This is a genomic window from Nitrospinaceae bacterium (genome assembly GCA_018669005.1).
In the GTDB taxonomy this organism is placed as follows: Bacteria; UBA8248; UBA8248; order UBA8248; family UBA8248; genus UBA8248.
Map to the genome: position 1 here is coordinate 1 of JABJAL010000003.1, position 13,760 is coordinate 13,760.

Annotated in this window: 13 protein-coding genes; 10 read left to right on the forward strand and 3 right to left on the reverse strand. The window is 56.2% G+C overall.

The features are described 5' to 3' along the window. Positions 1 to 606, forward strand: a 606-nt coding sequence (locus tag HOJ95_00065; protein ID MBT6393077.1) for a thiamine pyrophosphate-binding protein, incomplete at its 5' end; no start/stop codon positions are given. Positions 607 to 706: 100 nt separating this feature from the next. Here HOJ95_00065 and HOJ95_00070 read toward each other — a convergent pair. Both HOJ95_00070 and HOJ95_00075 read right to left on the reverse strand, forming a co-directional pair. Beyond that, positions 707 to 1,627 (reverse strand): NAD(P)-dependent oxidoreductase, encoded by a 921-nt coding sequence (locus HOJ95_00070; protein MBT6393078.1) that lies wholly within the window; start codon positions 1,625 to 1,627, stop codon positions 707 to 709. A gap of 157 nt (positions 1,628 to 1,784) precedes the next feature. Beyond that, on the reverse strand, positions 1,785 to 2,321 hold the full coding sequence (locus tag HOJ95_00075; GenBank protein MBT6393079.1) for a hypothetical protein: 537 nt from the start codon (positions 2,319 to 2,321) through the stop codon (positions 1,785 to 1,787). 689 nt (positions 2,322 to 3,010) lie between these two features. Between HOJ95_00075 and HOJ95_00080 the strand changes: the two genes are divergently transcribed. From HOJ95_00080 to HOJ95_00095, 4 genes are read left to right on the forward strand one after another with little or no spacing between them, the layout of a single operon-like run. Next, positions 3,011 to 4,102: a Gfo/Idh/MocA family oxidoreductase gene (locus tag HOJ95_00080; protein MBT6393080.1), complete on the forward strand. Its 1,092-nt coding sequence runs from the start codon at positions 3,011 to 3,013 to the stop codon at positions 4,100 to 4,102. Between the two features lie 3 nt (positions 4,103 to 4,105). Next, complete coding sequence (locus HOJ95_00085) at positions 4,106 to 5,182, forward strand: Gfo/Idh/MocA family oxidoreductase (GenBank protein MBT6393081.1); 1,077 nt, start codon at positions 4,106 to 4,108, stop codon at positions 5,180 to 5,182. A 3-nt stretch (positions 5,183 to 5,185) separates the two neighbouring features. Continuing rightward, positions 5,186 to 6,262 carry a Gfo/Idh/MocA family oxidoreductase gene (locus HOJ95_00090; GenBank protein MBT6393082.1) on the forward strand — a complete coding sequence of 359 codons (1,077 nt, stop codon included), beginning with the start codon at positions 5,186 to 5,188 and terminating at the stop codon, positions 6,260 to 6,262. A 22-nt stretch (positions 6,263 to 6,284) separates the two neighbouring features. Further along, entirely contained in the window at positions 6,285 to 6,671 is a 387-nt protein-coding gene (locus HOJ95_00095; GenBank protein ID MBT6393083.1) for a hypothetical protein, read from the forward strand. Positions 6,672 to 6,675: 4 nt separating this feature from the next. Here HOJ95_00095 and HOJ95_00100 read toward each other — a convergent pair whose 3' ends face one another. After that, entirely contained in the window at positions 6,676 to 7,167 is a 492-nt protein-coding gene (locus HOJ95_00100; GenBank protein ID MBT6393084.1) for a VOC family protein, read from the reverse strand. 129 nt (positions 7,168 to 7,296) lie between these two features. Between HOJ95_00100 and HOJ95_00105 the strand changes: the two genes are divergently transcribed. The 5 genes from HOJ95_00105 to ileS all read left to right on the forward strand — a co-directional run. Beyond that, on the forward strand, positions 7,297 to 8,598 hold the full coding sequence (locus tag HOJ95_00105; protein ID MBT6393085.1) for an aminopeptidase P family protein: 1,302 nt from the start codon (positions 7,297 to 7,299) through the stop codon (positions 8,596 to 8,598). 112 nt (positions 8,599 to 8,710) lie between these two features. Then, the gene (locus HOJ95_00110; protein MBT6393086.1) at positions 8,711 to 9,280 is read left to right on the forward strand and encodes a hypothetical protein; all 570 of its coding nucleotides are present in this window, start codon (positions 8,711 to 8,713) and stop codon (positions 9,278 to 9,280) included. Between the two features lie 174 nt (positions 9,281 to 9,454). Continuing rightward, positions 9,455 to 10,126: a site-2 protease family protein gene (locus tag HOJ95_00115; protein ID MBT6393087.1), complete on the forward strand. Its 672-nt coding sequence runs from the start codon at positions 9,455 to 9,457 to the stop codon at positions 10,124 to 10,126. 21 nt (positions 10,127 to 10,147) lie between these two features. After that, positions 10,148 to 11,179: a tryptophan--tRNA ligase gene (trpS, locus tag HOJ95_00120; GenBank protein ID MBT6393088.1), complete on the forward strand. Its 1,032-nt coding sequence runs from the start codon at positions 10,148 to 10,150 to the stop codon at positions 11,177 to 11,179. 16 nt (positions 11,180 to 11,195) lie between these two features. Further along, on the forward strand, positions 11,196 to 13,760 hold a 2,565-nt coding region (gene ileS / locus HOJ95_00125), incomplete at its 3' end, for an isoleucine--tRNA ligase (protein ID MBT6393089.1).

Here is a 13,760-nt window from a genome sequence, read left to right on the forward strand (position 1 = left end):
AATGTCCTCATCCTCGATACCCAGGTTTACTCAAACACCGGTGGGCAGGCGTCCACCGGAACCTTTATGGGCCAAGACGCGAAGATGAGCCAGTTTGGTACGGCAATTCCTGGCAAGATGGAGCGCCGAAAAGAGATCAGCACGCTGGCCATGATGCACGGAGACGTCTACGTCGCCCAGACCACCTGCGCGCACACTAACCACTTCTACAAAGCCATCATCGATGCGAACGAGTTCCCTGGGCCCGCAGTTGTAAACGTTTACACCACCTGCCAGCCCGAGCACGGCGTTGCCGACGATGTTTCCGGCAAGCAGGCCAAGCTTGCCGCCGACAGTCGCGCCTTCCCGGTTTTCACATACGATCCCCGCCGGGGTGAAACTATCAGGGAGCGCATGAACCTGACGGGCAATCCCGCACCGAACAAGGATTGGTTCGAGAATGCCAAGACGGGCGAGGTGTGCGACTTCATCACCTTCGCCCGCACAGAGGGGCGCTTTGCCAAGCAGTTCGACAAGGATGGCAATCCATCCGAGCTGCTGCTCAAGACCAAACAAGAGCGCCTGCAAAACTGGCACCTGCTCCAGGAACTCGCCGGCATGCGCTAGGTCGTATTCGCAACAGAAATCAAAAACCCCGCAGCCGAAAAGGTTGCGGGGTTTTTTGTTGGTTGAAACGAGGTTTCGTAGCAAGAGACGATGAAAAATATTATCTGTGTTTTTTCTTCTTCTTTTCCTTGTCTTCGTACACTTTATAAACAACAGCGCTGTCGAGTTCCCCGTAGCCCGAGGCGAGGGCTTCCTCGTAGAAGGGAAGGCTGGCATCGCCCAGCGGGGCGATAGATCCGCTGCGTTTGGCGAGTAGCATGCCAAGCTTGATGTCTTTATGGAGGACGGTGACGGTGCTAACGGGTTTCGCGAAGCGGCGTTTATACATTCGCTCCCCCCGGTTGCGGAGTTGTCGGCTGTCGGCTGCGCTGCGCTGGAGGGCGTCGAAAAGGATGTCTCCTTTTACCCCCGAGCGAATGCCAACACGAAGCGTTTCGGCGATGGCGCATCGCTGGAGGCAGCACAGGTAATTGATCAACACCTTCATCGCGGCGCCTTGGCCCGAGGGGCCGCAGTAGAGCTGATCGTCAAGAAGTTTTTTGAAGATGGGGGCAATTTTTTTATAGGCTCGCTCGGGACCGCCCGCGATGAGGAGGCCGACCCGGTTCTCGACATTCTCACTATGTCCGCTGATGCAGCCGTCGATGTAATCAACTCCCTTTTTCTTGCACAAGGCGGCGAGCTGGCGGCTGTCCTCTGGGTCGGCTGTCGTCGTGTCGCATATAAGGGCAGGGGTTTTGCTTTTGGCAAAAGCGAGAAAACCATTTTTCCCCTTGCTGGCCTTGATGGATATTTTCGAATTGGGGACGGAGATGAAGACGTAATCTGCCTCCTCGGCAACCTCGCGGGACGTGGCGAAAGGCACTCCGCCGATTTTTTTAAGTTTTGCCGCAGCCTTAGGTTGCGGATCTGTGCCGATGACGCGATGTCCGTCCTCGATTAGGTTTTTAGAAAAAGCTTGTCCCATCAATCCCAGACCAATGAAACCGATAACCGGTTTTTTTCTCTTACGCTTCGCCATGATTCCTCCAAGGAAAATGATTCCAGTCGAAAGATAGTCGTATAACCTGGAAAAAAGGTACTACAGGCGAGCTTGGATCGAAATGTGTGAGAGGTAGTGTGGATATTACGGCGGCGCGGCTAAGTCGTTTTGGCTCGCCGCGCCGCCGGGGGATCGCTTAGGGTTTGTGTGCTTTCTTTTTGACAACCTTGATATTGGTCACCGCCTGAGGGCCATATTCAAGATGGTCTTTGTCTACGAGCCGAAGGTCAATTTTATGTGCCCCCTCTTTTAAACCGCTAATGTGGTAGCTCTTGCCACTTCGAATCATGTTGAGACACCGGCCGTCCAAGTAGATGTGCAGGTGGTTTCCGCGCGAGCCACGGTCCGGAATATCGAACTCGACCTTAAGATTTCGTGAGTGGATGACAGCTCCGTCGGCGGGCTTGAGAATAACGACCTTGCCTCTTGTCTTCATTGTTTTTTTGTCGCCCATTTTTTCGGGCATGTGCATGCAGGGAACAATGTCACCTTTGCCCATTGTATGGGCGCCGTGGTCCATTTTCTTTTTGAGTTTCATTTTCTTCATGTCGCCCACCTTCTTGCCGTGGGATTTTCCGTGGCCATGATTGTTCCCATTGGTGTATCCAGTCGATAAAAATCCCGAAAGTACGAACATAAGAGTTGAGATAGAGATGAAAATAATTTTTGGCATAGCGTAGAACTGCCTCCTTTGGTCAAAATTTAGATCGGCACTTCACCAGCAGGGTTGATCCTGGTGGCGTGCCTTTTAGTCTCTATAGGTGATGGTTTATACGTTGAAAAAGGGAGGCGCTCTGATCGAAAAAAAATAGGAGAGAGATAACAAGGTTGGAGAGAAAGTAACAAGAATGGCGGAAGATAATGTTTGTGGTGATTCCGCTAATGGCGTGAGTTCCGCCAAGTGTGCGATAGAGTTTTGCCCCGCTTGCTGTAGCTGACAACTTCCCTTTGAGGGAGTTGAGGCGGGATGTTGGTCCGATTCCTGGTGAGGCCCATCGTGGTGATGTTTTGAGGGTGATGTGCCCTGGTGTGCGAGAAGCGAGTTGAGCTGCTCGCTAATATGGTGAACCCGGTGGAAAGGGGTGGTGCCAAGAAAGACAATAAAAATTCCAGCTATCCAGATAATAGATAGGAGGTGTTCAGGAATTCGGCTCCCACGTGCCCTCTGATTTTTCATCAAGTGAATGCCTTTAATCGCAATTTTGGGAATGCGTCCCTCAAGAGAAGAAGAGTAAATGGTATTTTATTTATAGGCAAGCATCCGCCTTCCTCATCAGGGATATCAGGTGGTTCGATTATTGCCGTGATTCCTTTGTGCTGGTAGGATTCAGGCTCTTCCAACACAAGTAGAGGGAAATGGGAATGCCGGAGCAAAAACCTGAAATCGGAATTGGTCTGATCGGTGCGGGGCGCATGGGCTCGATACGTGCTCATTTGGCCTCAACACACGCTGTCGTGAATTATTTGGCGATAGCTGATATCGACCTGGCCAAGGCCGAGGCCCTTGCCCAGCAGACCGAGGCCGCGTTCTTCTCTGACGATAACCGTGCCGTTATCGAGCACCCGGATGTGGACGCCCTAATCGTCTCCACCCCGGAGGGGGAGCACACCGATTCCATTTGCCGGGCGCTTGAGCTCGGAAAGCCCGTTCTTGTGGAAAAACCTATTGCGCTCTCGCTCTCCGATGCCGATCGGATACTCAAGGCACGGGCTAAATCGGGTGCGGATTTCTTCATCGGCTATACCCAGCGGATGCGCCGTAGGTTTCTCTCCATCAAGGAGCAAATCGACGCAGGCAGGCTAGGCGATGTGATGTCGGCCCGGATGACGATTTACAACTCCCGCGCCGTCGGTCGGCAGGTCTACCTTCGCTCGGCCCACGCGAGCCCCATCACCGATGCGCTCACCTATATGGCCGACATGGCGCTGTGGTTCTTTGCGCCCCGAAAACCCGTTCGCGTTTATGCTCAGGCGGGAAGCGAGGTGTTCTCGGAGCATCCCGAGGGGTTGGGTGATTATGGCTGGGCCATTGTGACCTTCGATGACGGCGCGGCCGTCCAGATGGGCTCATCATGGATACTCCCGGAGCGCTGGCCCGCCTATGTGGCAACAATAGGCATGGAAATTTTCGGGAGCGATGGGTCGATTGCCGTGGATGATTCGCATAAGGACGTGATGATGGTGACGGATAAGGCGATTCCCTCGCCCTATGCGCCGGATTCCTCGGTTGAGGTGGCATTTCTCGGCTCACAGATGCCAGGTGACTGGGCGCTGGGAGATTTTTATGGCCCCATGAGGGAGGAGACGCGCCTGTTTCTTGAACATGTGACTACGGGCCGCGATGTTCCGCTTTGCGATGGCGAAACGGGCCGGGCGGTGCTTGAACTCACCCTCGCGATGGAGAAAAGCGCAAAGGCGGGCGGGGAACTCATCGAGCTTCCGCTGGAGTCTTAAGGTATGGCTCGAGATGAGTTAGGGGTCGGGCTGATTGGGGCCGGACGCATGGGCACGATACGCGCCCACCTTCTCTCCTCAAGCGCGATGGTCGATTTTTTGGCCATCTCGGACATCGACCTGGAAAAGGCCAGAGGGCTAGCCCAGCAGACAGAGGCCGCGTTTTTCACTGACGATAACCGTGACGTGATCGAGAATCCGGACGTCCATGCCGTTATTGTCTCAACGCCCGAGGGCGAACACACAGAGGCAATCTGCCGGGCGCTGGAGCTTGGAAAGCCCGTATTTGTCGAGAAGCCAATTGCGCTGACACTCGAGGAGGCTGACCGGATACTGGAAGTAAAAAAAGGATCCGAGGCCGACCTTTTCATCGGCTACACCCAGCGCTTGAGGCGACGATTTGTCTCGATCAAGGAGCACATAGATGCCGGGCGCCTGGGCGAGGTAATGTCGGCCAGGATGTCGATTTATCACCCCCGGGCCGACGCGCGGCAGATGATTGCCCGCTCTCCCGGGGCGAGCCCGTTTGTAAACTCAGTCGCCTACGTTGCGGATATGGCGCTTTGGTTCTTTGCCCCGCGTAGACCGGTTCGCGTGTATGCCCAGTCGGGCGGCGATATTTTGCCGGGCCAGCAAGAAGGCATCGGCGGCTATGGCTGGTCCATCGTCACCTTCGAGGACGGCGCGGCAGCGAACCTGGGTGTTTCATGGATTTTGCCCGAAAAGTGGCCAGCTTATATCTCCTCGATGGCGATGGAGATTTTTGGCCGCGATGGTTCTGTTGTCGTTGATGATAGTCACCGCAACGTGATGATGGTCTCGGACGTTGGGACACCCTCATCCGTAGAGGGGATGGAGGTGGCTTTTCTCGGCTCGATGATGCCTGGCGATTGGGCGCAGGGAGATTTTTACGGTCCCATGAGGGATGAAACGCGTCTGTTCATCGATCGGGTGGCGACGGGCCGCGATGTCCCGCTCTGCGGGGCCGAGGCGGGCCGGGCTGTTTTGGAGTTGACGTTGGCGATGGAGCAAAGCGCGCGCGATGGCGGCACTCTCGTTGAGCTTCCGCTGAAAGGATAAAAAATGGCGGTGAAGAAAATTGGCGTAGGAATCATAGGCAGTGGACGCATGGGCCGCCTTCGGGCGAATCTTGTGGCGGGCGATCCGAGGACGGGTTTTCTCGCGCTCTCGGATGCCGACGGTGCTCGCGCCGCTGAAATTGCCGGCGAGGTGAAGGCTAATTTTCACTCCGACGACAATGAGGCCGTACTTACCCACCCGGATGTCGAGGCGGTGATCGTCTCAACGCCAGAGCACGCCCATGCCGATCCAGTGGTGCGCGCGCTTGAGCTTGGTAAAATCGTTCTTGTCGAAAAACCCATCGATCTTTCGCTTGAGGCGGCCGACCGCATACTCGATGCTGTTAAGCGCTACAACGGCGATTTGCACGTTGGCTACACCCAGCGCCTGCGGCGCCGCTACCTGAACGCCAAGGAGCAGATCAGCCAAGGCCGCCTCGGCAAGCTCCTCACCGCCCGGATGTGCCTCTACAACCCGCAGTCCAACGCCAAGGAGATTTACGCCCGCTCCCCGCACGCGAGCCCGGTGACGGACACGCTCACTTATGTCGTGGACATTGGTCTTTGGTATTTCGAGGGAAGACGCCCGGTCAAGGTATACGCCCAGGGAGGAAGCAAGATTTTCCCTCACCCAAACAACGTGGGCGACTGGGCCTGGGCTATTGTTACGCTAGACGATGGAAGCAACATCTCTTTTGGCTGCTCGTGGATTTTCCCGGACAACTGGCCTGCTCATATCACCACAATGGGGATGGACATCATGGGCAGCGACGGGGCCATCGTCATCGATGATTCGCACAAGGATGTGATTCTGGCGACGAGCAAGGGGGTGCCCTCGCCGTATGCGCCCGATGCCTCCTCGAACGTGGTGTTTCTGGAGTCGATGATGGCCGGAGATTGGTCGCTGGGTGAGTTCTGGGGACCGATGCGGGATGAGACGCGGCTATTCTTAGAGCACGCCGCCACTGGCCGCGCCATTCCCAACACCACACCCGATGAGGCTCGGCAGACGCTTGAGGTCACTCTGGCCATCGAGCAGAGCGCCCGGGAGAATCGGCCGATAGACCTGCCACTCGTCTGATTCCGGCGAATCGAGTTTTGAAATGCCCGAGCCCGTTCAACCCGAACTACTGGCCTCTGGACCTGAATTCGAATTCCTGCGATTCAAGATGGATGATGGGACCGGATTCGTCCTGACGGGAGATCTCGATTCGGCGGATGCGCGCGGTATTCTCGGGTCGCTTGATGCCAAGCCGCAGGGTGGAGGGCTGGCCGAACTCCAGTTAGAGGAGGCCGAGCTAACGGACGGAATCTCCGTCACCCTGATGGTCGAGACGGTTCGACTTCTTCTTTCCCGATATGCTCGGGTCCAGCTGGTCCGCCCGCCCCAGGCACTCGCCCACTCGCTCTACCGCGTCGGGATGCTCGGAAGTGCTTCGCGCCTATCGCTGATCGAACCGAGGGAAGATGAAGGAGGCTGGGCGGGGTAATGCCCTAGTCGTTCTCGTATTCCCAGTCCTCGGGGTCGTATGTCGCCTGGGTGTTTCCGAAAAGGCCGCCTCGTTTTTTCACCTCGGCCTTGGCCATTTCCCAATCCCCTGCGTCTAAAGCTATTTCGAGCAGATAACCGGTTGGATCGTGAAAGTAGATGGAGATGAGGCCGAGCCCGCCGTGGCCGAAGGGGCCGTAGTATTTAATGTTCTCTCGCTTGAAGGTGTCCAGCCAATCGTCGATTTCTTTGAACTCAGCTTCCATCGCCCAGTGAACGAAATGGCCCTCGGGCACCTCTGGGGTCGAGCCGTTCAGGGCGAAAATGAGGGTGCCCAGTTTGACCCATACTTGTGGGGTTCGTTCCGCCTCTTTTTCAAAGTCAGTGTCGCCGTGGCGATGAATTACCTCGCCGCCCAAAATATTCGTGTAAAAAGCCTCGGCCTCTTTAAGGCTTCGCACCGCGAGTGCAAGGTGGTGAACGCCCTTTATTATCATGGCTTTTCCTTCTGATAGAATGGATATATGATCAATATTAATTCCATCATATATCAATAAGCGCTGGTGGGCACCGCCCATCTGATATGGTGGTTCATCTAATCGTTCTGATTAACAGGAGCCATTTGCATGGTAACTGACCCGAGATTTATTCCCAGGCCGGGGCGCGTGGGCGGCCCAGCCGCCTCGTTCACCCTGGCCGAGCGCGACCGCCGGTGGGCGGCCACGCGGGCGGAGATGGATGCCCGGGGGATTGACTGTCTCGTCATTGCCGGACGCGGATATAACACGGGCGGAAACGTGCGCTGGCTCGACAACGGCGACTATGGCGAGCGGAGCCTGGTCTTTCCCCGTAAAGGCGACCCGATGACTTTCTGGCTTCTTCAGAACTGGGGCAAATGGTACTCCGAGTGCTGCTGGGAGGGGGTCCGCTACCGGGGGCACGAGGGAAAAGTCAGTATCGTCGCCTCCGAGGCGATCTCGGAGCTGGGCTATCAAAATGGAAGAATCGGAATCGTCGGCCTCATCGGCGGGGGGTACGCTGCCGAGGGGGCAATCCCCTACATGACCTATAAAAATCTTCAGCGTCTCCTGCCGGGAGCCGAGTTTTGTGATGCCACGGACATTCTCACGCGGTTGCGTATGTTCAAGGGCCCCGAGGAGATCGCGATGCTTGAGAAGGCCTCGGAGATGGCAAACGTCGAGATCGACACAGTGCTTCGTCATGCGCGGCCCGGGGTGCGCGAGAGTGAGTTGTGCATGGAGGTGACATGCGCCGGGCTCAGGGCAGGGAGCGAGCTTGGTCGGGACCACTGGACCCTTCTCAACACTGGGAAGGGTTATCCTGTCAATCACCGGCCCACAGATAGGGTGTTGCGCTCGGGCGAGGTTCTCCATGTCGGACATTACGCCAGATACGGAGGCTATTGGAGCCACCCGCATACTTCGGTCTCCCTAGGCCCGCTTCCCGAGGAATACAAACCCCTGCGCGATGCGGTTTATGAGGCGGTCCAGAACACGATTGAAGTGCTAAAGCCTGGGACCCCCTGGAGCGAAGTGGACCGGGTGTCGGATGCCCCTATCCTTAGCCGGGGCTACAATCACGAAATCCCCCAGGTGCATGGAACCGGTGTGGATGGAATCGAGCCGCCGGCGACGACCATCGTGGCTGGTGAGATACCCCGGGAAATGCCCTGGCGCGAGCGGAAGGTCGAGGGCTCGCTTGAGGATAACGAGGAGTGGCGTGAGTTGGCCGGGGAGCGCTACAAATTTATGAAAGAGCTTACGGTTGAGGTGGGCATGTCGCTAGCAATTGAGGTGAAAGCCGCCCATGAGGACCGGATATTCCTTGAGTTTGGCCCTCAGGTCATTATTGAGGAAAATGGGCCGCGCATCCTCACGCCGGATGCGATGGACGTGATTGAGCTCTAACTCCTCGTTCTCTGAGATGGGGGTCTGCTGGAAAGATTCTTGGAAATGTGTAATATGCGGCGGGTTTTGAGTCGTCGTTTCGAACATAAATTTAAGATATAGGGGAACGTCAATGGCGGATATTCATCCAGTCTTAAGGAACAGAACAAGCGGACTCTCTTTTAGCAAGGAGCCGCTTTCATCGGAAAAACTCGAACTGATGCTTGAGGCCTTCCGGTGGGGCCCCTCCTCGGCGAACAAGCAGCCATGGCGGATTGTTGTCGTCCGCTCGCCCGAGGCGCACAAGAAATTTGACGAGGGCCTGAGCGACAACAACAAAAAATGGGCCACCGAGGCGCCCGTCAAGATGATCGTAATCGGCAACCCTGAAGAGCAGCCCCCGCGCTTTGGGCAGGACCGCTGGCCGCTCGACGTAGGATTGGCCCTTGAGAATCTTCTCATTCAGGGCTGCGACCTTGGCCTGACGGTGCACGCCATGGCGGGCTGGGATGAGGACAAAATCAGGGCGAGTTTTAATATTCCCGACCCCTTTCGCGTCGCGGCGCTGTTTGCTGTCGGCGAGCCCGGCCGCTTCGAGGACCTCTCCGAGGAGATGCAGACCAAGGCTAGCCGCCCGAATGTGCGGAAAGAGGCCAGCGAGATTTTCTTCTACGATGAGTTCGATAAAGCAGGAACGCCGTAGTAATACTGCAATGGCTCTTATCTGCGGGGGCCGAGAGGCCCCCGTTTTATTTTTATGAGTCCGTTGACCGCTCTCCCCCCAAGCCCTTAATATCCATTGGTTTTGGGCCCTCCCCTGGGGGAGGGCTGCGTTTGGCGCATCCGCCGCCCGCGGGCTCTCAAGAGAAGGCACGTTTTGTTCGATACCGATTACATCCAGAGGCTGACGATTGCCCTTCCAGCAATTCTTTTTGCGCTCACACTTCATGAGGTGGCGCATGGCTGGGTGGCCGACAAACTGGGTGACCCGACGGCCCGCTTCATGGGGCGGTTGAGCCTAAACCCGCTGGTCCACCTTGACCCGATGGGAACGCTCGCCTTTGCCCTCTCGATGATGGCGGGGATTGGATTCGGGTGGGCAAAGCCCGTGCCGGTGGACGCTCGAAACCTGCGGAATCCGCGCCGGGGAATGATGTGGGTGGCGCTGGCAGGGCCGGTGACGAATTTTGTTCTGGCCATCGCCAGTTTGTTGATTTTCATTGGTGTTCGGCAGGCTGGGCTCGCCACCGGCTATATTGGTCGGCCCGTCGCGATGATGCTTCTGGCGGCCTTTCAGGTGAACACTGGATTGGCGGCTTTCAACCTGATACCGGTGCTTCCCTTTGATGGAGGACGCATTTTGATGGGTGTCCTGCCTCGTCGGTGGGCCTGGTATTATGGCCAGAGCGAGGGCTATGGGTTTTTTATCGTCTTGGGGCTTATCCTTACCGGTGGTTTACACTGGATCATGGGACCGATATACAGAACACTTCTTCTTGCCGAGCAGGTATTCGCCGGGAACATTTTACGAATGTTAAATATTTTTTGACAGGTTTCATTTGAGAGAGAAATGACGGACGACAACGACAAGCAGAAGAGGTCGGCTAGGTTCCTCTCGGGCGTCCAGCCTTCGGGAAAGTTGCACCTGGGCAACTACTTTGGCGCCCTGAGGCAGCATATCGCTCTCCAGGATGAGGGCGAGGCCTTCTACTTCATCGCCAACTACCATGCGATGACCACGGTGAGCGATCGGGAACTCCTTGAGCGGCAGACACTCGATGTTGCGCTCGATTATCTGGCGCTTGGTCTCGATCCTAAAAAAGCGGTATTTTTTCGCCAGTCGGACGTACCCGAGGTCGCCGAATTGGCTTGGGTGCTCTCTGCTGTGACACCCAAAGGTCTGCTCGACCGCGCCACTTCCTATAAAGATAAAGTACAGCGCGGTATATCGGCCTCGGTGGGGCTTTATTACTACCCGATGCTCATGGCGGCGGACATCCTTATCTATCGCTCGCATGTTGTTCCTGTTGGTGAGGATCAGATCCAGCACATCGAAATGACCCGGGACATGGCCCAGGCGTTCAACAACGCTTATGGTGAAGTTTTTCCTCTGCCGAAGCCCCGTCTCGATGTGGGTGCCAAGGTGCCGGGCATCGATGGTCAGAAGATGAGTAAGAGCTACGACAACACCATCGAGATATTCCAGGAAGGAAAGGCACTAAAAAAACGGGTGATGTCTATCGTCACGGACTCAACCCCGCTAGAGGAGCCCAAAAATCCCGAGGGGTGCAACGTCTTTGAAATATACAAGCTACTGTCCTCCGAGGTGGAGCAAGAAGCGCTTGCTGCGAAGTATCGCGCTGGCAATTTTGGATACGGAAACGCCAAGTTGGAGTTGCTTGAAAAAATTGATCAAAAGTTTGGGCCTTACCGCGAGGAGCGGCGGCGCCTGGAAAGCGACCCCGCATATGTAGAGTCTGTCCTGGCCGAGGGTGGCGCCCGCGCCCGTGCCGAGGCCCAGGCAACGATGAAGTTGGTGCGCGAGGCCAGCGGCCTCGGTAAGATGCCGGTGCCGGCGGATGAGCAGGTCGCCGCGCCTTAAAAGGAATGAAATCGAAATGAGCAACGACTATAAATCACTTCTCAATCTTCCGAAGACGACGTTTCCGATGAAGGGGAACCTCCCCGTGCGCGAGCCCGAGATGCTTGAATCTTGGAACGAGGCTGGGCTCTATCAGAAGCTTCGCGAGGCGGCTGCAGACAAAGACAAATATATTCTTCATGACGGCCCTCCCTATGCGAACGGGCATATTCACATGGGAACTGTCCTCAATAAAATATTAAAAGACATTATTGTTAAATCAAAGCAGATGGCTGGTTTCAATGCCGTCTACGTGCCCGGATGGGACTGCCATGGTCTGCCCATCGAACATCAGGTAGACAAAGAGCTTGGTAAGCGGCGCTTTGAAATTGACGCCGTGGAAAAACGGCGCATGTGCCGTGAGTACGCAGAAAAATTCATCGATATTCAGCGTGAGGAGTTCAAGCGCCTCGGGGTCTTCGGTGATTGGGAGCGGCCCTATCTCACGATGAGCAACGACTATGAAGCGAACACTGTGCGCCAGCTGGCTCGCTTCATGGAGAACGGAAGCGTCTATCTGGGCCTTAAGCCCGTGCATTGGGCTCCGGGCCTGCGAACGGCGCTAGCCGAGGCCGAGGTCGAGTATGAGGACGTAACGACCCAGAGCGTTTATGCGCGCTTTCCCATCTCTGATGCACAGGCAGTAGAGTGGGAGGCAAAAGTCCCAGAACTAAAAGGCCTTCTTGTCGGGAAGACTCCCTCGGTATTGATCTGGACGACGACACCCTGGACGCTTCCGGCAAACCTCGCACTCGCCTTCAACGCTGGCCTTGATTACAGCTTGTTCAAGCACGGGGATGAGGTGCTGATCTTTCATGAGCATTTCCTGCCACGGCTCCAGGAACTTGGTGCCGATGAGGCGGGTGGAGATGCACCCTACGAGAAGGTCACCACATTTTCTGGTGGCGCGCTCGAGGGGCTCAAGGCGCGGCATGCCTGGATTGACCAAGACTCCCTCGTTGTCCTCGCCCATTATGTCACCCTCGAACAAGGGACGGGCGTAGTTCATACCGCGCCGGGCCACGGGCGGGAGGACTACGAGACCGGTCTCAAGTACGGCCTTGAGGTATACAGTCCCGTGGGCGATGACGGAAAATTCACGGACGATGTCGAGCATTTCGCTGGCCAATTTGTCTTTGATGCCGATCCTGAGATTATCAAGTTCCTGCGCGAGAAGGGCAGGCTCTTCGCCGTTGAGGATTATCCGCATCCCTATCCCCACGACTGGCGGAGCCATCGGCCCACGATCTTCCGAGCCACCCCCCAGTGGTTTATTTCGATGGAGCACGGCGACCTTCGGAAAAAGGCGCTTGATGAGATACGTCGGGTAAAATGGATTCCTCACTGGGGCGAGGAGCGCATCTACGGAATGATTGAAAACCGTCCGGATTGGTGCATTTCGCGTCAACGCTCCTGGGGCGTGCCTATCGTGGCATTCCACTGTGAGAGTTGTAGCCATGTCATTGTTGACGCGAAGATTGCCGACCATGTCGCCGATCAAATGGATGACCATGGGGCTGATGTCTGGTTCGAGAAAGAGGCATCCCAACTTTTGCCCGAAGGATTCAAGTGTCCCGAATGCGGCGGAAACTCGTTTAGAAAAGAGATGGATATTCTCGACGTGTGGTTCGATTCGGGTGTGAGTCAGGCTGCCGTCATGGAGAAAAATCCGGAGCTCACTTGGCCGGCTGATATGTATCTTGAAGGGAGCGATCAACACCGCGGCTGGTTCCATAGCTCTCTTCTCGCGGCGGTAGGGGTGCGCGGCAAGGCACCCTACAAGGAAGTTCTGACCCACGGTTACGTTGTGGACGGCAAGGGCAAGAAGATGAGTAAGAGCCTCGGCAATACGATGTCGCCCGAGGATGTGAGCAAGAAATACGGGGCCGAGGTGCTTCGTCTCTGGGTGGCAGGAGAAAATTACCGGGAAGACATCCGCATCTCGAATGAAATCCTCACGAGGTTGGCCGAGGCCTACCGGCGCATTCGCAACACCTGTCGCTTCCTTCTCGGGAATCTTCACGACTACGAGGATTTTAATCCGGAGACTGATTCTGTCCCGTTAGCGGATCGCCCCGAAATTGATCGTCTCATCGTTAGCCGCCTCGATCAGCTCATCGAGCGCATTACGAAAGCCTATGAAGATTATGATTTCCACCTCGTCTACCACGCGCTGAATAATTTTTGTGCGGTGGACCTTTCGGCACTCTACCTCGATGTGCTCAAGGATCGAATTTACATTGCGCTGCCTCGCGATCCGGATCGCCTGGCTGGGATGACGACGATGCACGAAATTCTCGACGTTTTGCTGCGTCTTATGGCGCCGATCCTCTCCTTCACGGCCGAGGAATCATACAGGTGCACCAAGATGCCCTGGGGCGAGAGTGTTCACCTTGCGCCCATGCCCGAGGTTGATGCGACACGCCGCGATTCGGCGCTTGAGGATAAATGGGAGCCCCTTCTGCGTGTACGCGCCGAGGTTCTCAAGGCGCTAGAGGCAACCCGCCAGGCCCAGGAAGGCAAGGGCAAGGGGAGCTCGCTG